Annotated in this window: 21 protein-coding genes; 4 read left to right on the forward strand and 17 right to left on the reverse strand. The window is 65.8% G+C overall.

Annotation, left to right across the window (positions count from 1 at the left end):
- Positions 1–8 precede the first annotated feature (8 nt).
- The 8 genes from ACFQZZ_RS22645 to ACFQZZ_RS22680 all read right to left on the reverse strand — a co-directional run bounded on the left by ACFQZZ_RS22645 (position 9) and on the right by ACFQZZ_RS22680 (position 7,817).
- Positions 9–953: an MlaD family protein gene (locus ACFQZZ_RS22645; protein ID WP_378684186.1), complete on the reverse strand. Its 945-nt coding sequence runs from the start codon at positions 951–953 to the stop codon at positions 9–11.
- Positions 950–1,981 (reverse strand): MlaD family protein, encoded by a 1,032-nt coding sequence (locus ACFQZZ_RS22650; RefSeq protein ID WP_378684189.1) that lies wholly within the window; start codon positions 1,979–1,981, stop codon positions 950–952. The genes ACFQZZ_RS22645 and ACFQZZ_RS22650 overlap by 4 nt, the downstream gene beginning before the upstream one ends.
- Positions 1,978–3,027, reverse strand: coding sequence for an MCE family protein (locus ACFQZZ_RS22655; protein WP_378684191.1), 1,050 nt, complete (start codon positions 3,025–3,027; stop codon positions 1,978–1,980). The genes ACFQZZ_RS22650 and ACFQZZ_RS22655 overlap by 4 nt, the downstream gene beginning before the upstream one ends.
- Positions 3,027–4,067, reverse strand: a complete 1,041-nt coding sequence (locus tag ACFQZZ_RS22660; RefSeq protein ID WP_378684194.1) for an MlaD family protein — start codon at positions 4,065–4,067, stop codon at positions 3,027–3,029. Before ACFQZZ_RS22660 ends, ACFQZZ_RS22655 begins: the two co-directional genes overlap by 1 nt.
- Positions 4,064–5,071 carry an MlaD family protein gene (locus ACFQZZ_RS22665; RefSeq protein WP_378684197.1) on the reverse strand — a complete coding sequence of 336 codons (1,008 nt, stop codon included), beginning with the start codon at positions 5,069–5,071 and terminating at the stop codon, positions 4,064–4,066. The genes ACFQZZ_RS22660 and ACFQZZ_RS22665 overlap by 4 nt, the downstream gene beginning before the upstream one ends.
- Complete coding sequence (locus tag ACFQZZ_RS22670) at positions 5,068–6,108, reverse strand: MlaD family protein (RefSeq protein ID WP_378684200.1); 1,041 nt, start codon at positions 6,106–6,108, stop codon at positions 5,068–5,070. The genes ACFQZZ_RS22665 and ACFQZZ_RS22670 overlap by 4 nt, the downstream gene beginning before the upstream one ends.
- Before the next feature lie 3 nt (positions 6,109–6,111).
- On the reverse strand, positions 6,112–6,906 hold the full coding sequence (locus ACFQZZ_RS22675) for an ABC transporter permease (RefSeq protein ID WP_378685045.1): 795 nt from the start codon (positions 6,904–6,906) through the stop codon (positions 6,112–6,114).
- A gap of 74 nt (positions 6,907–6,980) precedes the next feature.
- Positions 6,981–7,817, reverse strand: coding sequence for an MlaE family ABC transporter permease (locus ACFQZZ_RS22680; protein ID WP_378684203.1), 837 nt, complete (start codon positions 7,815–7,817; stop codon positions 6,981–6,983).
- A 421-nt stretch (positions 7,818–8,238) separates the two neighbouring features.
- On the opposite strand from ACFQZZ_RS22680, the gene ACFQZZ_RS22685 reads away from it, so the two are divergent.
- From ACFQZZ_RS22685 to ACFQZZ_RS22695, 3 genes are all read left to right on the forward strand, one after another.
- Positions 8,239–8,889 carry a class I SAM-dependent methyltransferase gene (locus ACFQZZ_RS22685; protein ID WP_378684206.1) on the forward strand — a complete coding sequence of 217 codons (651 nt, stop codon included), beginning with the start codon at positions 8,239–8,241 and terminating at the stop codon, positions 8,887–8,889.
- Positions 8,890–8,928: 39 nt separating this feature from the next.
- The gene (locus tag ACFQZZ_RS22690; protein ID WP_378684209.1) at positions 8,929–9,210 is read left to right on the forward strand and encodes a hypothetical protein; all 282 of its coding nucleotides are present in this window, start codon (positions 8,929–8,931) and stop codon (positions 9,208–9,210) included.
- 357 nt (positions 9,211–9,567) lie between these two features.
- Positions 9,568–10,230 (forward strand): histone deacetylase, encoded by a 663-nt coding sequence (locus tag ACFQZZ_RS22695; RefSeq protein ID WP_378684212.1) that lies wholly within the window; start codon positions 9,568–9,570, stop codon positions 10,228–10,230.
- A gap of 786 nt (positions 10,231–11,016) precedes the next feature.
- Here ACFQZZ_RS22695 and ACFQZZ_RS22700 read toward each other — a convergent pair.
- The 9 genes from ACFQZZ_RS22700 to ACFQZZ_RS22740 all read right to left on the reverse strand — a co-directional run bounded on the left by ACFQZZ_RS22700 (position 11,017) and on the right by ACFQZZ_RS22740 (position 21,323).
- Positions 11,017–11,967, reverse strand: a complete 951-nt coding sequence (locus tag ACFQZZ_RS22700) for an alpha/beta hydrolase (protein ID WP_378684215.1) — start codon at positions 11,965–11,967, stop codon at positions 11,017–11,019.
- A 464-nt stretch (positions 11,968–12,431) separates the two neighbouring features.
- On the reverse strand, positions 12,432–13,577 hold the full coding sequence (locus ACFQZZ_RS22705) for an acyl-CoA dehydrogenase family protein (RefSeq protein ID WP_378684218.1): 1,146 nt from the start codon (positions 13,575–13,577) through the stop codon (positions 12,432–12,434).
- A 325-nt stretch (positions 13,578–13,902) separates the two neighbouring features.
- Positions 13,903–14,970: an alpha/beta hydrolase gene (locus tag ACFQZZ_RS22710; RefSeq protein ID WP_378684221.1), complete on the reverse strand. Its 1,068-nt coding sequence runs from the start codon at positions 14,968–14,970 to the stop codon at positions 13,903–13,905.
- A 60-nt stretch (positions 14,971–15,030) separates the two neighbouring features.
- Positions 15,031–15,936 (reverse strand): lysophospholipid acyltransferase family protein, encoded by a 906-nt coding sequence (locus ACFQZZ_RS22715; RefSeq protein ID WP_378684224.1) that lies wholly within the window; start codon positions 15,934–15,936, stop codon positions 15,031–15,033.
- Between the two features lie 172 nt (positions 15,937–16,108).
- Complete coding sequence (hflX, locus tag ACFQZZ_RS22720) at positions 16,109–17,626, reverse strand: GTPase HflX (protein WP_378685048.1); 1,518 nt, start codon at positions 17,624–17,626, stop codon at positions 16,109–16,111.
- Positions 17,627–17,828: 202 nt separating this feature from the next.
- The gene (gene dapF / locus ACFQZZ_RS22725) at positions 17,829–18,710 is read right to left on the reverse strand and encodes a diaminopimelate epimerase (protein WP_378685051.1); all 882 of its coding nucleotides are present in this window, start codon (positions 18,708–18,710) and stop codon (positions 17,829–17,831) included.
- A 56-nt stretch (positions 18,711–18,766) separates the two neighbouring features.
- Positions 18,767–19,606 (reverse strand): TrmH family RNA methyltransferase, encoded by an 840-nt coding sequence (locus ACFQZZ_RS22730; protein ID WP_378684227.1) that lies wholly within the window; start codon positions 19,604–19,606, stop codon positions 18,767–18,769.
- Positions 19,603–20,538, reverse strand: coding sequence for a tRNA (adenosine(37)-N6)-dimethylallyltransferase MiaA (gene miaA, locus ACFQZZ_RS22735; RefSeq protein WP_378685054.1), 936 nt, complete (start codon positions 20,536–20,538; stop codon positions 19,603–19,605). Before miaA ends, ACFQZZ_RS22730 begins: the two co-directional genes overlap by 4 nt.
- Positions 20,538–21,323: a hypothetical protein gene (locus tag ACFQZZ_RS22740; protein WP_378684230.1), complete on the reverse strand. Its 786-nt coding sequence runs from the start codon at positions 21,321–21,323 to the stop codon at positions 20,538–20,540. Before ACFQZZ_RS22740 ends, miaA begins: the two co-directional genes overlap by 1 nt.
- A gap of 276 nt (positions 21,324–21,599) precedes the next feature.
- Here ACFQZZ_RS22740 and ACFQZZ_RS22745 point away from each other — a divergent pair, with 276 nt between their 5' ends.
- Positions 21,600–22,985, forward strand: coding sequence for a DUF349 domain-containing protein (locus ACFQZZ_RS22745; RefSeq protein ID WP_378684233.1), 1,386 nt, complete (start codon positions 21,600–21,602; stop codon positions 22,983–22,985).
- The last annotated feature ends 242 nt before the right edge of the window (positions 22,986–23,227 follow it).

Genomic DNA, 23,227 nt, shown 5'->3' on the forward strand with positions numbered 1-23,227 from the left:
TCAACTCTCTATTTCGGAATGTCGATCGCTATCCGGGCGGGGCCACCGTCCCGGAACACGGTCGCCAGCAGGTCGATGATCGAACCGGCGTCCACTCGCAGTGGTTTGATGACGCTGGTCGCAGGCTTCAGCACGGTGGCGAGATAGGCCAGGTCCGGTCCGAGCATCCCGAGGTATTTGTCGATCTGCTGGACGAGCGGCCCGAGCGGGTCGTCCCACAGGTGTTCACCCGCATAGGAGTAGTCCTGGAACGACTGGATCAGATGCAGCAGGTCCGGCAGGCCGGTGTCGATATCACCGCGCATGTCGGCGAGTTTCGGGCCGTAGCCGTCGAAGTTGTCGCCGAGCGTCTGCCCGTTGAGGTACAGCCGGGTGATCGCCTCACGCTTGTCGCGCAGCATCTGACCCATGAGAGTCATTGCGCGGGTGAGCTTTCGGATATCCGCCTCGCGCCCCTCGTAGCCCTGCGCCAGCGTGCTGGTGAGCCGGCTGATCTTCACCGGATCGATCTGCGCCGAGAGCGCGTCCATATTCGCGAGCGCGGCGCTGACCGTCGTGGCGATCCGAACCTGCTGTGCCGGAATCACACTGCCGTCGCCGAGATAGGGCCCCTGGCTCGTGGTCGGCCGGAAGTCCATGAACTGCTCCCCTGCCGCCGACAAGTTGCTGATGCGCACCACGCTGTCGATCGGCAACCGGAACTTCGCATCCACCTCGATCCGCACGGCCAGACCCGTCGCGGTCGCCGAGATGGCCCTGACCCGCCCGATCGGCATGCCGCGCAGATCCACCTCGGAGGTCGGCATCAGTCCGCCGGACGACGGCATCAGGACCGTCATGGAGTAGGTGTCCTTGCGCGGATCCATGTCCAGCACGCCGACCATCATGTAGGCGCCGCAGACCAGCGTCAGCACCGTCAGCAGCACCAGTGAGACCGGACCCGAGAGCTTCATCGGACCATTCCTATAGAACGCAGCACCTGGATCAGCTGGTCGGAACGCGCCTCGGCGTCGGCGGTGATGGCCGCTGCCGCGCCGCCGGGACCGACGCGCTGCACGCGAATGTTCGGCGGCGCACTGAAGAACGGAATCAGCTTGTCGCGCAATAGCTGATTCACCTTCTCGACGTTCATCGGCACCGTGTTGTCGGCCGAGGCGATGGTCAGCGCCGCCGGCGTGATGATGCCGATGATGCCGCGCAGATCGCCGACGAGTGGCAGCGCGAGATCGCTGACGTTGTTGGCCAGCGGGCCCGCGTGCACGATGATGTCAACCACGCCGAGAATGACCGCCGCGAGTCCGACGGCCCGTCCCGGGCCCGAGACCAGGGTGCGGTCCACACCGCTCTTGTTCGCCTCCAGTGTGGTCGAGATCGAGGCGGCCGACACTAGGATGCGGTCCAGGTCGTTGGTGTTGGCGGCGAGATCGCGCAGCGCGTTGCGTCCGCCGGCCAGGACTCGGTCGAGCTCGGCCGGATCGCTCGGGTAGGCGGCATTGAGTTGGTTGATCACATCCTGCAACTCCGCCCAACGACCGCCGGTCACAATGTTCGACAGTGCCCGCAGGATGTCCTCCACATTGGTGGCGGGCACCGTCTGCACGGCCGGAATGACATCACCGTTCTGCAAGAAGGGGCCGCCGGAGTTCTTCGGCGCTTGTAGTGCGATGTGGATATCGCCGAGGATGGTGCTCTGGCGCAGTTCGGCCGTGGTCGACTTCGGCAGTTGCGCATCGGTTCTCAGATCGACCGTCGCCACTGCGATGTCGCCGATCAGATCGATGCGGTCGAGCACGCCGACATCGACGCCGTCGGCCACCACCTTGGCGCGGTCGGGCAGATTCAGCACCGAGCCGAACTCGATGGTTATCGTGTACCTGTTCCCGGCGATATACGTTCCGGGAATCGGAATGTCGCTCGCCCGCACCCCGCAGCCCGCGGCGAGGAACACGACCGCGAGCAACGCGGGCAGCAGGCGCTTCATCGCGGCACCGCCGATCCCAACAGCACCTGCGCCAGGCCGATTTCGACGACTTTGCCGCCGATGGTCGCCTCGACGCGCGGTGGGCGGTAGTCGACGCGGGCGGCGCCCACGCTCGTATCGAACAACGCCGCAAGGCTGTTCGCGATCACCGGCACGTGCAGAAGAATGTCGGCGATATCGCCTGCCGAGCGGGTGAAGGTCGTGATGGCGGGCGCGGCCTGGTCGAGAAAGCCGTAGGCCTGGTGGTCGTACTTGTCGACATTGCGGGCAATGACCGGAATGAACTGCACGGCAAGATCGACCGCTCTGGACAATTCGTCCGAGACGCCGCCGATCATCTGGATGCCGTCCTTCAGGTTGTCCAGCAACGCCCGCATATCCGGCCAATTGGCGACGAACATGGTGATGAGCTGATCAAGGTTGTCGATAAGCCTGCGGAGGGCCACATCTCGATCGGCGCGGTCGCCGATCAGCTGGGAAAGCCTGGCCATCAGGATGTTCCACTGCGGTCCGGTACCCGCGAGGGCCCGATCGGCGGCAGTCAGCGTCTCATCGAGCAACGTGTCGCCGGGTTTACCCGCGGCCGCCGCCTGCCCGCCGGTGAGGTCGGCCGAAAGCGCACCGACCGCGTCGAGCGCTTCGCTGATGCCGATCGGAGTCTTCGTCCGCTCCAACGGAATGCATTGCGTCGGATCGAATCTCGGGCCGCTGACATAAGACCTGGTCAGCTCCACATGGCGGTCGGTGACGATCGAACTCGAGATGGTCACCGCGCCGACATCGGCGGGCAGTTCGATATCGTCGGCGACCTTCATCCGTACCCGCATGCGGTCGCCGCGCGCCTCGATATCCGAGACGCTGCCGATGTCCACACCCAGCATGGTGACGCTGTTGCCCGGGTACAGGCCGACAGTGTCGGCGAATTCGGCACACACCTGTTGCTGTGGCCGATACACCGAGGACACCGATGACGCACCCGTCGCGCCCGCCGCGACGACCGACGCCACGGCCACCGCTCCGAGCACAGCCTTGCCTGGTGTTCTCATCAGCATGCCTTGCCCTCGAACGGGATACAGATACCGCGCACCACGCCGGCCGACTGGTCGACGATCACCCCGTCGACGCCGAGCATGGCCGAGATCTCGGCCATGAAATCCTTGATGCCACCGACAATCGAGTCGATCTCGCTCGGGTCCTTGACCAGCTTGTCGAACAATCCCTCCAGCTGGGCGACCGAGGGTTCGATGGAATTCCCGTAGGCCATCACCGGCCGGTCGATGACGACGAACAGCCGCCGCAGCAGGTTGAACACCTGAATGACCTCGACCTTGCGCTGACCGAGGACGACCGCGACGATGCCGAGTTGCCGGACGAAGTCGGCAAGCACTTCCCAGTCGGTGGCGACCGCACCGATGTACTCGTCGGACACGGCCAGCGCCTGGTCCAGCTGTTCGGAGCGGTCGGCGAGCACATCGCTCAGTTCGGCGAAGTTGCCGACGATATTGCGAATCGCGTCCGGCTGACCTGCCAGCGCCTGGTTCACCTGCACGATCGTCGCGCGCAACGTCACGCCGTCGACCTCGCGTAGCGTCGGTGTCGCGGTCTCGATGACATCGGTCAGCTCGAATGGCGTTCGGGTCAGCTCGGGCGGAATGTGCTTGTCGCCCAGTGAGTTCTCTCCCGCCGGACTGAGTGACAGATAGTGTCCGCCGATCGGAGTGAGCATCTTCAGCTGCACCGACGAGCGATCACCCACATGGACGTTTCGATCGATACCGAAACGCACCTCGACGTGATCGCCTACCAGTCGGATCGAGCGCACCTCGCCGACTTTGATGCCCGCGATGCGCACCTCGTCGCCGGATCGCGCACCGCCCGAACTCCGGAAGTCCGCGGTGTAGGTGTGCTCACCGAACGGCACCGCGTACACGACGCCCGCTGCCAGCAGCGCGAGGGCACTGACCACCACACCGGCGATGCCCCAGCGCAATTGGGATCGCGATTCCTTCGCCGCGGCTTGCTCACCGATTACCGCGTCGAGCACGTCCCGGACCATGGCGATCACGTACCGGACCAGGCCGCTCACTTGCACACCACCAGATTCTGATTGCCGAGCACGACCTGCCCGATACCCGGAATTCCCGCCTCACCCGCGCCGCAGGTGAAGGTGCGTGAGAACCCGTCCGCTGGCATGTTGTTGTTCAGGCCGGTGAGCAAAGACGGCACCAGCGACAGGATTTCGACGACCTGGCCGGTCTGCGGCAGCAGTCGGCGCAGCAATCCAGCCAGCGGCGGGTAGCTGTCGTCGTAGGAAGCCTCCAGTTCCTCCAGCAGTGGCACCAGTGGTTCCAACGCACGATTGGCATCCGTGACCGCGTTCACCAGGGTGGAGGTCTTGCTGCTGAACTGCCGCAGGATGCCGCCGAGCTCTTTCACCAAATCGCCGACCGCGACGGACTTTCCGCCGATCTCGCGGGAGATCTCGCCGAGGTTGCGGATCAGCAGCACGATCAGCGCTTCGCGATCCCTCGCGAACGCGGTCAGCCGATCCAGATCGGCAAGCAGCGGACCGATGCCCGCGCCGTCACCCTGCAGGACACGAAGCATGTTCTGCCCGAACTGATTCAACTGCTCGGTGTCGAGCGTGCTGAACAGCGGCTTGAAACCGTTGAACAGCTTGGAGACATCGAAACTCGGAATCGTCCGCCGCACCGGGATGTTGGCCCCGGACGCGAGCCGGGTCCCGGTGGGCTGCTGGTTCATCAACTCGATGTAGCGCTGCCCGATCAGATTCTGATAGCGGACGGCGGCTTGGGTGTTGTCGTAGATCGGTCGGGACCCGTCGACGGTGAATCGGACCGTGGCGAGGGTTCCGTCCAGATCGACGGATTCGACCTTGCCAACCGCGACGCCCGACATCCGGACCACATCACCCTCGTACAGTCCGGAAATATCGGTGAACTGCGCGCTGTGGGAGACATCGGTGTCCGGAACCGGAATCCGCAGCGCGGCAATGACAAACGCCGAGCACACCGCCACGATCGCCACGAATACCGCCAGTTTCGCCGCGGCACCGCCTACCGGGTTCATCGTGCGCCTCCCGGAGCCGTCGGGATCAGCGAATCTGCCAGGTATGGCATATTTTTCACAATCACCTCGAGTTGCAGCTGCACCTGTCCGTCGACGACCGGGAATGCGGATCCGATGGCGCCGAGGAGCGCAGGCAGGCGGGGGTAGGCGGGGGCGATCGTGCCGATCGACGCGCTGATAGGGACGACCAGGTCCAGCACGCCATCGATGATCTGCGCCAGATTCGGGTTGCGCTCATGCAGTAGGTCGGTGACGGCGATGACCAACTTGTCGTTCACGCCCGCCAGTGCCTTCTGCGTCCGTTTCTTGTTGGTCGGGTCACCGAAGTATTCGCTGTGGTCGAGTATGCCAAGGATTACATCGACCGCCGATGGCGTGATTTCTGCTATGCCCTCCGAGGTTTCGGCGCCGATCTCGAGATAGTGCGCCAGGGGTGCCCGTTGATTGGTGGCCAGCATTCGCGCCATGTCGAAGAAGGCCGACACGGTGGGGCCGAGATTCGAGGAGTTCTCGATCAGCAGGTCGAAGATCCGGCGCACCTCGTCGGAGTCGAGCACCCGCGCCAGCCGGGCCGCTCGCCGGAACACACCCGCCACGGTCGCGTTGGTCGCGTTCTCGCCGATGGACAGCGTGGTGTTCTCGCGCAGCCGGGCGCCCTTGCCTTCGGTCACCAATTCGATAGCACTGGAACCGAAGACATTCGAGGAGGTGAACCGTGCGGACACATCATCGGTCAGCACCGCGGCCTGGGCACGGTCGAGCTCGAGCACGAGCCGCTGGTGACCGTAGCCGACCGTCTCGACCCGGCGCACAGTGCCGATCGCGAAGCCGTGGAATTTCACCTCCGCCCCCGGCTCGAGTCCCTCACCGAGGGTCGCCGCATCGATGGTGACGGTGAAGTGGTCCGCGAACTTCCCCTGGGTGTAGGACGAAATGAGCAGCCCCGCAACAACAATGACGATTGCGACAAAGAGGCCGCAGGCGCGCAACGCCCACGGTCCTGCCGCCCGGCCCGAATGATCGCGAAAGACCGGCATGGCTTACCCCGAGATCCTGATTCCGACGTCAAGGCCCCAGAAGGCGATCGTCATGATCATGTCGGCGATCACCACGAGGACCAGGCTGGCCCGAATCGCGCGGCCCGAGGCGCGACCGACACCCTCGGGACCACCCGTCGCGTAGAAGCCCTGGTAGCCGTGAATGAGGATGATCATGACCACGAATACGGTCGCCTTGATCAGCGAGGCGAACACATCGCCTGGTTGGAGGAAGGCGTCGAAATAGTGGTAATACGTGCCCGATGATTGGCCGTGCAGCACATTCACCACGACCGCGCACGAGAGGTAGCTCAGGATCAGCGTCAGCAGAAACAGCGGAACGATGGTGATGACGCCCGCGATCACGCGCGTGGTCACCACGAAGGGAATAGGCCGGATGCCAATGGCTTCCAGCGCGTCGATCTCCTCGGAGATCCGCATCGCGCCGATCTCGGCCGTCATCCGGCATCCTGCCTGCGCGGCGAACCCGATCGCGGCGACCATGGGCGCCATCTCCCTGGTGTTCGCGTAGGCGGAGACGAAACCTGTCAGCGGGCCCATGCCGACCATGTTCAGCGCGGTGAATCCCTCCACTCCGATCGAGCCGCCGACCGCGACGCCGAGAAAGATCAGCACCGCAACGGTGCCGCCGCCGACGATCAAAGCACCACTGCCCCAGGTGATGTCGGTGAGCACGAGCATCGTCTGGCGGCGGTAGGCGCGCAGCGTGTGCGGCACCGCCGTCAGCACCTGACCGACGAAAGTCAGCTGATGCCCGAGTGATTCCAGAATCGACATCGGGCCACGGACACCGCTCGCGGCCACTCGCCCCGCCACACCGAAGGGTTGATATTTCGCCGGTACCTCGACCATCAGCCGACCCTCTGCGGCATGAACATCGACACCAGCTGTGTGATCACGAGATTGACGCCGAACGCGGCCATTACCCCGATCACCACGGCGGCGTTCACCGCATTGGCGACACCCTTCGGTCCGTGCATCGCCTCCAACCCTCGCTGGCACGCGACGATCAGCACGATGACACCGAAGATCACCGATTTGACGATCGCCACCACCAGATCGCCCATAGACGCGAATGCCGCGAACGATGTCAGGTAGCTGCCCGGAGTCACGCCCTGGAATCCGACCGCGATCACATACCCGGTGAACACCCCCATGAAGATGATGAGCAGGCACAACATCGGCGTCAGCACGATCATCGCGGCCAGCCGAGGCGCGACCAATCGACGCACCGGGTCGATGCCCATGGTGCGCATCGCGTCGACTTCCTCGCGGATGGTGCGCGCGCCGAGATCGGAGGCGATCGCCGAACCGGCCGCGCCACCGAGCAGCAGCGCCGTCACCATCGGCGCACCCTGCCGAATCACCCCGAGCCCGCCCGCCGCGCCCGCGACGGAGGTCGCACCCACCTGCTGAGTCAGACTACCGACCTGTACGGAGACGATGACGCCGAACGGAATCGCCACCAGCACAGCGGGAATCGCGGTGACGCTGACAATGAACCACCCCTGTTGAATCGTCTCCCGCCACGGGTGCCGCAACCTGATGAGATCCCGGAAGAGAAACCCGAACGCCGCCACCGCGAGCTTCAACGCCCGTCCGAATGTCCGCAGCCCCGAGAAGACCAGATCCAGCCCCCACGTGATCAGCGGCGCGGGTAATCGAACCACCCTATCGACAAGCGCCATGCAACCCCGCCTTGCTCGAGCCCTACCGGGCGACCCTACCGCGCTTAGCTGACTGACATATCACTCTTTGCAGAAATTCCCATTGATGCCGGTCAGATCCATTTCCTGAACGCCGAGTTCTTGGGAGTCGACCGCCGTTTCGGCGATCGAGGTATCGCCGGTACGGGTGTCTGCATCGCGATCCGCCCGTCGTAGGCCATTCGCCCCGACCGATCGATCGAGCCCATGACTCGGTCGGCATCAGTCAGTCGGCGACCGAGCAGCCAGAGGAATTCGGGCTCGAACGCGGCGAGGTTCAGCACGGTCACCAGACCCGGAGGTGCGCCGACGAGCGCGGGTCTGCATCGGGAGCCGGACGACGACTTCCCAATGTGTCTCAGACAATCTAATCTGAGGGTGACACTTTCTGAAGGGGACATTGATGTCTGCCACGCGACAAGCGTCTGTGCGCGCGTTCAATGGATTGGTAACCCAGGGCTGGAACAGGGCCGCGGGCCTGTACAACACATCGATCCTCCAGCGGCTCGCCTATCGGCCGCCGCAGGACGAGATCATTGCCCAGCTGGCGGTCAGTGGGGCCAAAAGAATCGCCGATGTCGGTTGCGGCACCGGTATTCTGGCCTCGCGGATCGCGGCAGATCTGACACCGGAGGCGATCTACGGCTGCGACGCCTCGGCGGGCATGTTGAAGCAGGCCAGGTTTCGTTCGGACCGAGTGCAGTGGCGAAATCGACAGGCCGAAGACCTCGGGTTTCCCGACGACGCCGTCGATGCGGTGGTTTCCACGCACGCCTTCCATTTCTTCGATCACCAGGCCGCCCTCGCCGAGTTCCATCGGATTCTGGCACCTGGCGGACTGCTCGCAATCGTGCTGAACAACCCGACCAGCCGATTCGCTCGGGTACTCCAGCCCGCACCGATACAGGGCCTCGCGTACTTTCCGCCGCCCAACGAGATGCGAACACTGATCGAGGCAGCGGGATTCACTGTCACTGAGCAGCGGCCTGTGCAACGTCATCCGATTCCGCCCGCGCTGGTACCGGACGTGCTGACCGTCGCACGACGCGACTGAGCCGCCCGAGGTCTTACCCTCCACTCCCGAGGACACTTCATGCCGCATCCCGCCACACTTGCCAAGCTCGCACCTCGCATCGAGCAACTCCCGGCTCCGATCCCCCGCGTCTGGGCCGGTCGCACCCGCTTGCACGCGATGCTCGGAGAAACGATCAATCGAATCCAGCAGCGGCAGTATTACTTCCGTGACACCGTCGCTCGGCCGGGGATGCAGCGGCTCGGGGTGCGTCGACAACACCTCGATGCCGCACGCACTCAGCACACCCGCATCTTCGACCCGATCTACGACACAGCGCGCACGGCACACTGGTATGTCTGAAGCCGGTGGTCGGCGCACTTCGGGTGCAGCATTCCTCACCTGCCGGTACACACCTTCGCCTATCCCGATAGTCGCGCGTCGATCCTGATCGGACGGTGCAGCGCCTTCAACAGCACCGCGCGCACAACACATTGGTCCGTCTGACGTCGGCAGCTTCGGGCGCGGCGCGCGTCACCTGGCTGCCCAGCGCTTCGGGCAACGGAGTTCGAGCCGTTGACTTTCGGACTGGCGTCGGCAACCGGGATGCCGACTGCCGCCGAGTGATTGCGCTGGCTATGGGTGGCTTGACCTGAGGGATTGGTTGCGGCATAGCGTTGCACCCACGTAGACCGGGTTGCACTGCCTATCGTCGAGGTGATGCCTAGCAACGATGTTCCCGGCGCGGCAGGTCGATCCAACAATGGGACCGGCCTGGTCTGGTATGCGGCCTACGGGTCGAATATGCATCTGCCACGGTTACGGTGCTACCTCGCGGGCGGCACCCCTGCGGGCGGTGCCCTGACTCTCCCCGGCTGCCGCAACCCCGCAGACCCGACACGTTCCGCCCCGATCATGCTGAGCGGCCAACTGTATTTCGCCACCGAATCGCTGGTCTGGACCGGCGGCCGGGCCTTCTACGATCCGGATGCTCCCGGTGTGACCGCCGTCCGCGCCCACCTGATCACCGCCGCCCAGTTCTCCGATATCGCCGCTCAAGAGATGTACCGCGAGCCGGGCACCGACCTCGACCTGACCGAGGCAATCAACTCGGGCCGCAGCACACTCGGCCCCGGCCGCTACGAAACATTGGTCTGCGCAGGCACCCACGACGGCTACCCCCTCCTGACCTTGACCGCCCCTTGGCATTGCACCGACCTGCCTGGCAATCCACCATCAGCCGCATACCTACGTCATCTAGCCACCGGTTTGGCAGATTCGCACGGATGGACCACCGAACGGATAGCCGCCTACCTGGCGGCATGCCCAGGCGTGGACATCGGCTGGACAGCTGACTCCCTCACCGCCCTACTCACCCCGTGAGCCCTGCGAGACAACTGGCATTCCATGACTGGTGAGACGTTCCGTCCTCGATTACCCCACTCCCAGAGCATTTTCGGCTCGACGGTCGCTCGTGTCATGCAATGCCCTTCGCGCGATGTCGCGTTGCCGCGGGCAGACAAGCCGTCTTCGAGGCCCGTGAGAAGTATGGTCACGACACCTGCGTGCTCGATCGATAGCATCGGATACGCCTCGAAATGGCCTGGGGGACAACCGAATGAAGGGAGTTCCTGAGCAGTGAGCAAAGTACTGCGCTGGCCGACTCCGCGTTCGCCGTGGCGGCGCCGTGGCAATGTTGACGACACTCGTTGCGCTAACGATGCTTTCGTTTGCTGAAGAACCGGCTGCGCGCGCTGATGCCGCGCTGCTGTTGCCGACAGACGATCCGTTCTACCGTGCTGCGGGTTCGCTGGTCGATATCGCACCGGGCACCGCGCTGAAGACACGAACCGTCGGGCTCGCCTCCCACGGGCCTCGCCCATGATTCGATGTCGACATACGACAGCTACGCGACCAGGCCAGCGCCTGGCCCGCGACCTGCGCAGCCACTGAGTGAATTGTCGATCACCACTGATCGCGCCTGTGGACCTGCTCGACAAGGCGATCGTGCCGACGGATCAGATACCGCACGGTCGCGAGCTAGCAGAGCATTCGGGCCGCACCCACCACCGTGTGTTGCATTACCGGTAGTCGTCACCGAGCTCGAGTTCGCAGCGCGGTCCGACCAGGTATCGGGGCCGGGTCACTCGATGGCGTCGCTCGGCATCCTCACGCACCAAGCGCGCGAGCCAGGTGCGGCCAGGAATCGTGCAGGTCAGTTTCGAACTGCCCCCAGGTGTGCGAACCCTCCGGCCGGTTGACGTGCACCGCGGGCAAACCGAGCTCGGCGAGCCTGCTTGCGAAGGCCGACGTGCACGAACTCGCGATCGCCTCGAGCGGCGGGAAAGGCAGGCCGCCTTCATCAATCACGCCGGGAGTGCCGGTAGCGGCTGACAGGTAGATGGTTTTGCCTGCGAGAGCGGACGCGTTGGCGAAAGCGTCGTGCGCCCGCCACACCGCTTGGCCCAGCGTGCCCCACATGTTGACCGGGTTGCCGCCGCCGCGACCCACTTGGGCGGTAACCATCGCCACCCCCAGCGGGTCCGAGGCCCAGGGGCACCCGCTGTACGCCGCCACGGCGCTGTACAGATGCGGCGCCTGGATCGCGAGGTCGACCGCGGAGGCCGCGCTCATCGACACTCCCGCAATCGCGTTCCGCCCAGTGCTGCCGAGTTGCTTGTCGAGGACCGCAGGCAGCTCCTGCGTGAGATAGGTCTGCCACCGGTTGCGACCAACCGCCGGGTCGTCGGCGAGCCAATCGGTGTACATGCTGAAGGCGCCCCCGACCGGCATCACCACATTCACGTGCTTGTCGGCGAAGAACTCTCGGACATCGGTGTCGTCCCACCACGAGATCCCGTCCACACCGCCACCGATCCCGGTGAGCAAATACAGCGTGGGCGCGGAGCGACCCGCGGCATGAATCACCCTGTTGCGCACCACACGATCCATCGATGGCGAGTAGATGTCCATCCTCGATACGGAGCTGTCCAGGGGGACGTCGTCGACCAGGTGTGCGCCCGCCGGAGCCGCGGCGGCGGGGGAAACGGATAGGACGAGAACGGAAACAGCGGCGACCAGCACGCTGACGAGCACCACCAAATACTTTGAAGCCCTCATGTTTCCGTTATACCCGTAAGTTCGCACAACGAATCTTCGGCGCGGAAGCACCGATCTGGCGGTTCAGTACTTGGACTGCGCCTTCGCAAGCCTGGCCACCCCGGCTGACGCAGACAGCGCGTGCGGTGCTGACGGCTCGCGGCGAATAGGCCATCGACGAAAACCCGGGCACAGAAGAGCATCCCCACGTGCGCGGAGAGCACCTCCCAGCCTTGCCCTACCTTCCAGGACCATCCCTGCGTGCGCAGGGAGCACGAGCGCGGCAACATCTGTCACTTCCAAGACACCGGATCATCCCGCGTGCGCGGGGAGCACACTTCTTGACCAGGCGCTTTATCGACGCAGCAAGCGTTTTTCATTCAGTTTGGTTCGCCGGCCACCTCGAACCGTGGCCTCATCGAAACATACGGATCCCAGTCTACGGCCGACATCTGCCGCCGACTGGAGTCCGAAACCGCTTGTCGTCAGGACAGTTTCAGCGACCGCCCGATGATTTCCTTCATGATCTCGGTCGTCCCACCGTAGATCGTCTGAACCCGAGCGTCCATGTACGCCTTGGCAATCGGGTATTCCTTCATATAGCCGTACCCACCATGCAACTGGAGGCAGCGGTCAATCAGGTCGACCTGTTCCTCGGTGCTCCACCACTTCGCCATGGCGGCGTCCTCGACGGAAAGCTTGCCTGCGTTGAGGTCCTCGATGAAGCGGTCGACGAGGACGCGGACGGCGGTGGTTTTGGTGGCCAGTTCGGCGAGGACGAAGCGGGTGTTCTGGAGGGCGCCGATGGGCTTGCCGAAGGCCTTGCGGTCGCGAACGTATTGGATGGTCATGTCGAGACATGCCTCCATGGCGGCGGCCGCCATGACGGCGATCGACAGGCGCTCCTGGGGCAGGTTATGCATGAGGTGGATGAAACCCATGCCCTCGGTGCCGAGCAGGTTCTTGCCGGGGACGCGGACGGCGGTGAAGCTCAGTTCTGCGGTGTCTTGGGCTTTGAGGCCGAGCTTGTCGAGGTTGGCGCCGCGTTCGAAGCCGGGCATACCGCGTTCGACGACGAGGAGGCTGAAGCCCATCGCGCCTTTTTCGGGGTCGGTTTGGGCTACGACGATGACGAGGTCTGAGTTGATGCCGTTGGTGATGAAGGTCTTGGCGCCGTTGAGGATCCAGTCGTCGCCGTCGCGGACCGCGCGGGTTTTGATGCCCTGGAGGTCGGAGCCGGTGCCGGGTTCGGTCATGGCGATGGCGGTGATGATTTCGCCGGAGCAGAAGCCGGGGAGCCAGCGTTGTTTCTGCTCGTCGTTGGCGAGTTCGGAGAGGTAGGGGGCGATTACGTCGTTGTGGAGGGCGAAACCGAGGCCGGAGTATTGGCCGCGGACGGATTCCTCGGCGACGATCGCGTTGTAGCGGAAGTCCTTGACTCCGCCGCCGCCGTACTCCTCTGGCATGGCCATGCCGAGGAATCCCTGCTTACCTGCCTCGAGCCAGACGTCGCGGTCGACGATGCCCTGTTCTTCCCACTTCGCGTGATTCGGCGCGACGTGCTGATCGAGAAACTTGCGGAACGACTCCCGGAACAGATCATGTTCGGGTTCGAACAATGTGCGCTCCACACCAACCTCCTAGTGACCACAGCGGTCGGTCCACACCGACCCGTCGTTGTCACATACGGTACCCGGAAAGAGAATGGCAGTTCACTTCGCGTCCGGAATTTATTGCCCCACCAGGTCCAGCGGCGGTGAAATCCGCAGCAGATCGAGATTCCCGGCAAACGCCCAACCCAGGCGGGCGCCCGTGGGCATTGGGCCAGGAGCCTCATCGAGTGAACCGGCCAGGAGATGACGCACACGCCGTCGAGACTCCAGCGACTCGCCCGGCTCGGGCCTGAAGGACGAGACCGTCTGGAGCCGATGCGCACCCCCGGTGACTCGACTCGGCTCAGGCCGGGAGGCCGAGGCCCTTGGCTAGGACCGGCCAGGAGGAGACGAGGGCGTCCTCCCAGTAGCCCCAGGAGTGCGTGCCTGTCGGCTGGAAGTCGTAGGTGGCGGGGATGCCGAGCTGGTTGAGGCGGTTCTGCATGTTGCGGGAGCAGTAGTCGGCTGCGGCTTCGAGGCCGGCGCCGAGGGTCACCTGGTTCACGAGGCCGCCGACGCCGGGTAGGGCGTGGGTGCCGTCGAGGGTGTCCCACTGGCCGGGGAGGCCGGTGCCGTTGGAGATGAACAGGTTCACGCCACGTAGTTGGTCAGCGTGCACGTATGGGTCGTTGGCGGCCCACATCGGATCGCGTTGCCGTCCGTACATGTTCTTGGATTTGCCGCCGCCGGCCGCGACGACGGCATTGACGAAGTTCCAGCCGATCGGGTCGCTGATCTGGGCGCACCCGCTGTAGGTGGCAGCCGACTTGAACAGGCCGGGTTTGGCGATGGGCAATTGCAGCACGGCGGTGCCCGCCATCGATAGGCCCGCAATCGCGTTGGTCCCGTTCGCGCCGAGCGCGGCGTCGATCAGGGGCGGCAGTTCCTCGGTGAAGAAGGTCTGCCACTTGTTCACGCCGAGGGCAGGGTCGGGCTCGCGCCAGTCGGTGTAGTAGCTCCAGGCACCGCCGACCGGCTGGATGACGTTCACGTCCTTGTCGGCGAAGAACTGCGCAGCGGAGGTTTTCACGTCCCAAGTGGCGTCGTCCTCGCCGCCGCCGGCTCCCGAGAGCAGGTACAGCGTCGGTCGCGCGACGGAGGTGTCGGCGGGGCGCTGCACCTTGATCTCGATGTTCTTGTCCATGGCGGCGGAATACACCTGGAGGACGAGGTTGCGGTCGTCCTTGATGGTGAAGTCGGCTATCCGGGACCCGTCCGGCGAACGGGGCGAGGCGAGCAGTGAACCCGAAGCGACGATCGGATCCAACGGTGCGGCCGCGGCGGTGGCCAGGCCTCCTGACGCCGCGGGCACCCCCAGGAACATCACTACCGCACTCGCCGCTGCCGCCGTTCGTCTCCGTGTCCACTGCATTGGACCACCGTAGCTGGCACTAACTGAGAATTTGCTGACAGCGCAGGTGAGGACCGGTCGTCAACGATTCAACAGGCCGCGCAGCCGACCGATCAGGGTTCGACCGGAGTCACGCTCCCGCTCGGCGAAGAGGAACTTCAGCTCCTCCTCCAGCTCTTTACGCACTACATCGCGCAATTCCACTGCGGCAGAATGCTTGTCTGCCGCATCACGCCACGGTGCCGGGTCGATCGGGGCACCCGCGGAGAAGTAGAACCGCTCCGGTCGTGGCACGACGGTCGGGCCGATGCCACGGATGAGCGGCGGGGTCAGATCCTTGCTGAGCCCCAAGGCTTCGACCGCCCAGCGCAGCGGACGCATCACCGGGTGGTCGCCGTCGAAGACAATGTCGTAGGCGTCGTCGACGCCGATCATCGCCACCGGCACGATCGGGGCGCCCGCCTCGATCGCCATGTGCGCGAATCCGGACCGCCCCTCCCATTTCAGGGCGTACTTCTCGTTCTTGCGGCGAACCGCCTCGCGACCACCACCCGGGAACACGATCACGGCCTCGCCTCGGGCCAGCAGCGCCAGGCAGTTACGCCGGTTGCCACGGACCGCACCGAAGTGGTGCAGCAGTTCGCGCACGCCGGGGACCGAGATCAGCACGTTCTCGGCGAGGCCGCGGATCAGCCTGCCGCGGCGGCGCAGGATCTCCGGCAGCAGCAAGGGCGCGTCGATACCGCCCATCAGGTTGTGGTTGCCGACCAGCAGCACCGGACCCTCGGCGGGGATGTTCTCCAGGCCGTAGAAGCGCGGGCTTGTCCAGGCGCGCAGTGGCGCAAGCAGGGTGTCGAGCACCCGCAGATCGGTGTCGGTCAGCGAAACCGATAGCGGCGCACCGTCACTGAGCACCTTGTCGGTGTGCGACGAGTCACCGGACGGCCGATTGTCGGAATCGGCCGAGCCGGAGTTGTCGTGCGACATGGAACCCTCCTGATGTCGATTCGACGACAATAACGTAACGAAATCGACTGCGTCGCACCGGTTGTGCGGCCGGAATGCACGAAACCCGCCGACCGGGGGTCGGCGGGCCGTGCACGCTCGCACAAACGGGACAGTGAGCGTTACGTCACACTCCGGTTCCGCGTCGCGACGATCAGTCCTGCGACGGGCCGTTCGTCTCCGAGTATCCAATGGTCTCGGCATGCCCGTTGGCCTCCGGGAACCCGTCGCCCTCCAGCTCCGCGGCGGACCCGGCGTGGGCGTATTCCGACAACGCCGCGGCCAGTGCATGCGGAACCCGTGCCCGCACCCGAGTGCCACCCTCTTCGTGAGCGGACGTGGTGATCCGGCCATCCGCGTGAATGCGGGCGAGCAGGTCGCCGCGGGTATAGGGCAACAGCACGCTGATCTCGACATCGAGTCCGCCGAGGACCTCGGCCAGCCGCTCACGCAGCGCCGCGATGCCCGCGCCGGTGTGGGCGGACACGTAGGCCGCGTCGGGCAACACCCCGCGCAAGCGGGTGAGCTCTACCGGATCGGCCGCGTCGATCTTGTTGACCACCAGCAGTTCCGGCGGCGCAGCCGAGCCCGACTCCTTGATCACGTCGGTGATCACCTCGCGGACCGCCTTGATCTGATCGGCGGGCAGCGAGTCGGAGCCGTCGACGACGTGCAGCAGCAGATCGGCGCCGGTGACCTCCTCGAGGGTGGACCGGAACGCCTCGACCAACTGGGTCGGCAGGTGGCGGACGAAACCGACGGTGTCGGTGAAGACGACCTCGCGGCCGTCGTCCAGGCCCGCGCGCCGGGTGGTCGGATCGAGGGTGGCGAACAGCGCGTCCTGCACCAGCAGGCCCGCACCGGTCAACGCGTTCATCAGGCTGGATTTGCCCGCATTGGTATAGCCGACGATCGCCACCGACGGAATGCCGCTGGAATTGCGGCGGGCCCGCTTGGTGTCGCGCGCGGTCTTCATCTCACGGATCTCGCGGCGCAGCTTGGCCATCCGCTCACGGATGCGACGACGGTCGGTTTCGATCTTGGTCTCACCGGGACCACGCAGACCGACACCGCCGTTGCTGCCCGCGCGACCACCGGCCTGCCGGGACATGGACTCACCCCAGCCGCGCAGTCGCGGCAGCATGTATTCCATCTGGGCCAGCGCGACCTGCGCCTTGCCCTCGCTGGAAGTGGCGTGCTGGGCGAAAATATCCAGGATGAGCGCGGTCCGGTCGATCACCTTGACCTTGACGACCTTCTCCAGCGCGGTCAGCTGCGCGGGAGTCAGTTCACCGTCGCAGATCACCGTGTCGGCACCGGTCTCGAGCACTACGGAGCGCAGCTCATCGGCCTTGCCGGAACCGATGTAGGTGGCCGGGTCCGGCTTGTCGCGGCGCTGGATCAAGCCCTCGAGCACCTCGGAACCCGCGGTCTCGGCGAGTGCGGCCAGTTCGGTCATGCTCGCCTCGGCCTGCACGGTGCTGCCCGAGGTCCATACGCCGACCAGCACGACCCGTTCCAGGCGCAGCTGCCGGTACTCGACCTCGGTGATGTCGGTGAGCTCGGTGGACAGACCCGCGACACGACGCAGCGAGCTGCGGTCCTGGAGCTGCATCTCGCCGACCGTGGGGTCCGCGGACTTCGATTCCCGGGTCCAGCCCGAACGCGCCATGCGCGCCTTGTGCTCGGCCACTACGTCGCCGGTGTCGGCGCCTTCGTCGAAGCTCGCCTCATCGGCGGCCTCGGTGAAGTCGTCATCGTCGGCTGCCGGCGTGAATTCATACGTCTCTTGTTTCGTCATACAAGATCCATGGTCCCACGATGTACCGACACGGCGCATCCGAGTATTACAACGCCACGCCGCCCGGCGATTTTCAGAGAGCCTGCCACCACCCTGCGGCGATGTGACCGGAGGCGACCAGCACCGACGGGCCACGCAACTGGGCGGAGCCGTCGCGGAGGGTGACGGTGACCTCGCCGCCGGGGATCCGGACCCGGACCTCGCCGCTGTCGGTGGCGATGGTGAAGCCGGCGTTGGCCAGTGCCGCGGCGGCCGCAGCGACGGTTCCTGTTCCGCAGGAACGGGTTTCGCCGACGCCGCGTTCGTAGACGCGCATGTCGACGGAGTTGTCGGCATCCAGCGCGGTGACGATCTCGACGTTGACGCCGTGTGGGAAGAGGTCGGGGTCGTAGCCAGGGGATGCGGTGAGATCGAGCTTGGCGAGTGCGTCGACGGACAGGCCGGGGTCGACACAGGCCAGGTGCGGATTGCCCACGTCGATGCCGATTCCGGAGAACGCCCAAGCCGTGATGGTGGCTGTCGAGGGACCCAATTCACGCACCACGCCCATATCGACGGTGACATCACCGTTGACGGGGTCGGCGGCGTGCACGGTGACCGGGCGCGCCCCGGCCCGGCTGCCGACCACGAACCGCGTGCTCGATTCGAGGCCGCTCATGGCCAGGTAGTGCGCGAATACCCGGACACCATTGCCGCACATCTCCGCGATCGAGCCGTCGGCATTGCGGTAGTCCATGAACCAGTCGGTGGCGTCGACGCCTTCGGGGATCTCGGCGAGCACGCCGCGGTCGCGCAGGGCTCCGGCACGCGCCACGCGCAACACTCCGTCGGCACCCAGGCCGCGCTGGCGGTCGCACAGCGCGGCGATCCGCTCGGGGGTCAGATCCAGCCGAACCTCCGGGTCTGGCAGCACCACGAAGTCGTTCTGGGTGCCGTGCCCCTTCGAAAATTCGATGTCCGCCACGTTCCGATTCTCCCTGTGTTGTCTGCTCCCACCTGTTCCCAACTGCGTCACCTGACAAACGTCCGACGCTGGCGGGAAATTTCGTACAGCGTGGCCGCCGCGGCCGACGGCGCCCCGAGCGAGCTGGCGGTGCCGCCCATCGGGATGTAGACCATGTCGTCGCAGGCCTGCTGCCAGGCCGCGCTCATACCGCTGGTCTCGTTGCCGATCACCAGGATGGTCGCCTCGGTGAAATCGTGGTCGAATACCGCGCTCGCGCCGTCCTCGTCGGTGCCGACGATGTGGGTGGGGATGCCGCGCCGCACCTGCCGGTCCCGGAATTCGAGCACCTGCGTGGCTCCAGCAGCACGGAAGACCGGCATCGCGAACAGCGACCCGGTGGAGGCGCGGACGGCTTGCGGGTCGTATTGGTCGGCGCCATGGCCGGTGACGATCACGCCGTTGGCACCGAAGGCGTCTGCCGAGCGAATCAGGGTGCCGAGGTTGCCTGGCGAGTTGGGGCGGTCGAAGACCACGACGACCGGCGGTGCGGTGTCGCCGGGTTCGCCGGGCTCGAAAGTGTCGAGTTCCGACTGTCGCGATACCGCGACTGCCACCAATTCCGGTATGCCGGTGGCCTTTTCGCCGAGTTCGGCCATCAGCTCCGGCACCAGGCCGACCTGCGGGACCCCACTGGTTTCGAGGAGTTCACGCGCCCAGCTCGACAGGTCGGGCGTGCCGAGGCGGTAGAGCATCGTCTCCAAAGGCCAGTCGTTGGCGATCGCCTGGGTGATCGGGCGCACGCCCTGCACGAGAAAACGGCCGTCACGGTGGCGTTTGGTGCGGTTGTTCAGATATGCCTGCCAGACCTGGACCGAGGCATTGCGGGTACTCACACGTCTTGTCACTGCGGAGTCCGTTCTTTGTTGTCGAGACGTGGCGCGTTCAGCAGGGACAGCACGGTACTGACCAGCTGCGGGTCTGCGCCGTCCACCCAGCGCACCCTCGGATCTCGCCGAAACCACGAGCGCTGTCGCCGGACGTAACGCCGGGTGCCGATCAGGGTGCGTTCCCGCGCGTGGTTCAGGTCGTATTCGTTGTCCAGATAGGACAGGACTTGCGCGTAGCCGATGGCACGGCGCGCCGTGACGCCGTCGCGCAGGCCGACATCGATGAGGCCGCGCACCTCCTCGACGAGTCCGGACTCGAACATCAGGGCGGTGCGTCGCTCGATACGCGAATCCAGTTCTGCGGTATCGCGATCCACGCCGATGATCGCGGTGCCCCAGCGTGGTTCCCCGATGACGGGCGCCGAGGCCGCGAACGGGCGACCGGTGAGTTCGACGACCTCGAGTGCGCGCACCATCCGCCTGCCGTCGGTGGGCAGGATGGTCGCCGCGGCGGCGGGATCGGCCGCCAGCAAGGCCTCGTGCACCGCGCCGAGGCCCTGCTCGGCGAGCAGGCTCTCCCAGCGCGCCCTGACCTCGGGATCGGTGGCCGGGAACTCCCAATCATCCAGCAGCGCTTGCACATACATCATCGAGCCGCCGACGATGATCGGGGTGTGCCCGCGCGCCATGATCGCGGTGACGTCCGCGGTCGCGGCGGACTGGTAGGCGGCAACGGTCGCGGTCTCGGTGACATCGAGGACGTCGAGTTGGTGGTGCGGGATGCCGCGGCGCTCGTCGGGGGCGAGCTTTGCGGTGCCCACGTCCATGCCGCGGTAGAGCTGCATCGCGTCGATGTTCACGATTTCGCCGCCGAGACGCTCGGCGAGGTCGAGGCCCAGATCCGATTTGCCGGTGGCGGTGGGGCCGACGACGGCGATCGGGGTGATCATCACGGAGCATCACCCCGCTCTCGGACCGGCCGCCACACACTCACCTGGTAGCCGACGCCGAAAGGCGCGTCCTGATAGAGCGTCTCGACCTCCGGGTCGCTCGGGTCGGCGGCGAACAGCCCGGCCAGCACCTGGTAGGCGGCCCGCCCGGACATCGCCAGCTCGGCGCACAAGGCCGGATCCAACGCTAGGAGTCCCGCCCGATCACCTGCGGCCAGTGCGCGATCGAGATCGTCCTGGACGGCGGTGGCGCGCGAATCCAGATATCCGGGCGAGGCCGTGGACAGCGTTGCGGCACCGTCCGCGACTATCAGCACTCCCAGCGGCTCAGGTACGTCGTCGAGCACAGTCCGCAGTTCGGTGCCGATTTCGGCACAGCGGGCCGTCGATGTATCCGCGGCGACAATCCGGGCGGAGGCCTCCGCGGACGGTGCGGCCTGTCCCCGTAACCATCCAGCGATCAGCGCGGACAGCGGAATCCGCGGGTCCGGCACATCTTCGGCAGACTTTGTCGAGAGGGCTGGATTCGACAGCGCGACCCGGGTGTCGACACCGAATCCGCGGAACGTGCCCAACGTGTCGGGGTCGAGCAGCTGATCGGCGGCGCCGGTTCCGACCACCATCCAGCGGTGTGCGACCGCCAGAGCACCTGCGGCCTCCAGGGCCGCCGCACGGAGCAGCGCGGGCGCGTCGACCGGATCCGCCCCGGTCACGCGCGTGGCACCGCCGCAGAGCGCGGGCACGAGGATCGGCGGCGACGGGACCAGGGCCGCAATGGAGAACACGCCGTAACCGTAGTCGTTCGCAGGACCGGTGCCACGCACCGCGGGTACCGGTCCCCGGCTGACCCCGCGGCCGGTCGGGTTCGAGTGTCTCTGCCGCAAACTTGGCCGAGATTGATAGTGTTCGAGGTGCTACAACCCAGGTCATCACGGGTTGGCTTCCCTGGAAACCACCCGTGCGAGGACGTCGATCAATAGTTTCTAGGGCTCGAACCGGGTTCAATGGGATGAGCTAGGGCGTAACCAGGCAGCCGTGACGCGCGGCAGGGACGAGGAGCAATGACGGACAGCAACGGAACCGCGAAAGCCACCCCCGGCATGACACCGCGACCCTCGGACGTCCCGAAGCCCGGTGCCCCGAAACCGGGCGGCACGCAGGCCCATCCCAAGCCGCACGCCATGAAGCCGGCTCCTGGCGTGGAGCATCCGCATCCCGTGCTCGTCCCGTCCTCCAGCGATCCCAGCGAGTGGGGCCGCGTCGACGACGACGGCACCGCGTGGGTGAAGACCGCCGAGGGCGAACGCGTCGTCGGTTCTTGGCAGGCCGGTGACGCGGCCGAAGGCCTCGCGCATTTCGGCCGCCGATTCGACGACCTGGCCACCGAAGTGGCATTGCTGGAGGCGCGATTGGCCGCGGGAGCGGACGCTCGTAAGACCAAGGCAGCGGCTGTCACGCTGGCCGAGTCGTTGCCTACCGCCTCGGTCATCGGCGATATCGATGGGCTGTCTCGCCGACTGGCCGCGATCGCCGAGCACTCCGAAGAGGCGGCGGCGCACGCCAAGGAGGAGAAGGAAAAGGCTAGGCACGAGCACACCGAGCGCAAGGAACAACTGTGCGCCGAGGCCGAGAAGATCGCTACCGAGTCGACCCAGTGGAAGGCCGCGGGCGATCGGCTGCGCGAGATCCTCGACGAGTGGAAGTCCATCCGCGGGGTGGATCGCAAGGTCGACGACGCGCTGTGGAAGCGCTACTCCAAGGCGCGTGAGGCGTTCAACCGCCGCCGCGGCGCCCACTTCGCCGAGCTCGACCGGGAACGTTCTGCCGCCAAGACACGCAAAGAAGAGCTGTGCGTGCGCGCCGAGGAGTTGTCCGGCTCCACCGACTGGGTGGGCACCGCGGGTGTTTTCCGCGACCTGCTCGCCGAATGGAAGGCCGCGGGTCGAGCGCCACGCGAGGCCGACGAGGCGCTGTGGCGGCGGTTCAAGAGCGCTCAGGATGTGTTCTTCGCCGCGCGCAACGCCGCCGTCAACGAACGCGACGCCGAGTTCGAGCACAATGCCACCGCCAAGGAAGAGCTGCTGCGCGCCTACGAAAACATCGATCCGGCCAACGGCCTCGATGCCGCCAGGAACTCGCTGCGCGAGCTGCAGGACAAGTGGGACGCGCTCGGCAAGGTGCCGCGTGAACGGATGCAGGAACTGGAAGGCAAGCTGCGCGCCATCGAGAAGCGGGTGCGCGACGCGGTCGACTCACAGTGGCGCAGGACCGACCCGGAGGCGATGGCCAGGGCGGCCCAATTCCGTGAGCGGGTAGCGCAATTCGAGGAGCAGGCGGCCAAGGCGACCGCCGCGGGCAAGAAGCGTGATGCCGAGAAAGCCCTGGAGCAGGCCAAGCAGTGGCGTGAATGGGCCGAGGCGGCAGAGGGCGCTGTCAGCAACCTCTGACGGCTCAGGGAAGCGCCGCCACTACTCGGCTGAACGATGTCTTCGAGCAGTCATCGGCAACTCCGACCACCACGTCTCGACAGGTCAATTCGCGGGCATCGTCACTGACGGACCCACCGCAGAGCGAGTCTTTCGAGCGACCGTTCGCGGCCTGCTCGCGTTCGGCCATAGCGCACGCGACGAAGTCGCTGGCCTCGGCCGCTCGGATACGAGCCATCGGGGCCGCGAACACGCAGCGCCGC

Origin of the sequence: Nocardia sp. GCM10030253 (genome assembly GCF_042675075.1) — a bacterium.
Lineage (GTDB): Bacteria > Actinomycetota > Actinomycetes > Mycobacteriales > Mycobacteriaceae > Nocardia.

Coding starts and splice junctions, on each gene's coding strand:
- ACFQZZ_RS22650 (WP_378684189.1), bottom strand. CDS start 1,981: ATGAAGCGCCTGCTGCCCGCGTTGCTCGCGGTCGTGTTCCTCGCCGCG.
- ACFQZZ_RS22675 (WP_378685045.1), bottom strand. CDS start 6,906: ATGTCGATTCTGGAATCACTCGGGCATCAGCTGACTTTCGTCGGTCAG.
- ACFQZZ_RS22690 (WP_378684209.1), top strand. CDS start 8,929: ATGCCGCATCCCGCCACACTTGCCAAGCTCGCACCTCGCATCGAGCAA.
- ACFQZZ_RS22685 (WP_378684206.1), top strand. CDS start 8,239: ATGTCTGCCACGCGACAAGCGTCTGTGCGCGCGTTCAATGGATTGGTA.
- hflX (WP_378685048.1), bottom strand. CDS start 17,626: ATGGCGCGTTCGGGCTGGACCCGGGAATCGAAGTCCGCGGACCCCACG.
- ACFQZZ_RS22715 (WP_378684224.1), bottom strand. CDS start 15,936: ATGTCGCACGACAACTCCGGCTCGGCCGATTCCGACAATCGGCCGTCC.
- ACFQZZ_RS22670 (WP_378684200.1), bottom strand. CDS start 6,108: ATGCCGGTCTTTCGCGATCATTCGGGCCGGGCGGCAGGACCGTGGGCG.
- ACFQZZ_RS22665 (WP_378684197.1), bottom strand. CDS start 5,071: ATGAACCCGGTAGGCGGTGCCGCGGCGAAACTGGCGGTATTCGTGGCG.
- ACFQZZ_RS22680 (WP_378684203.1), bottom strand. CDS start 7,817: ATGGCGCTTGTCGATAGGGTGGTTCGATTACCCGCGCCGCTGATCACG.
- ACFQZZ_RS22745 (WP_378684233.1), top strand. CDS start 21,600: ATGACGGACAGCAACGGAACCGCGAAAGCCACCCCCGGCATGACACCG.
- miaA (WP_378685054.1), bottom strand. CDS start 20,538: ATGATCACCCCGATCGCCGTCGTCGGCCCCACCGCCACCGGCAAATCG.
- ACFQZZ_RS22700 (WP_378684215.1), bottom strand. CDS start 11,967: ATGAGGGCTTCAAAGTATTTGGTGGTGCTCGTCAGCGTGCTGGTCGCC.
- ACFQZZ_RS22655 (WP_378684191.1), bottom strand. CDS start 3,027: ATGAGAACACCAGGCAAGGCTGTGCTCGGAGCGGTGGCCGTGGCGTCG.
- ACFQZZ_RS22695 (WP_378684212.1), top strand. CDS start 9,568: ATGCCTAGCAACGATGTTCCCGGCGCGGCAGGTCGATCCAACAATGGG.
- ACFQZZ_RS22645 (WP_378684186.1), bottom strand. CDS start 953: ATGAAGCTCTCGGGTCCGGTCTCACTGGTGCTGCTGACGGTGCTGACG.
- ACFQZZ_RS22710 (WP_378684221.1), bottom strand. CDS start 14,970: ATGCAGTGGACACGGAGACGAACGGCGGCAGCGGCGAGTGCGGTAGTG.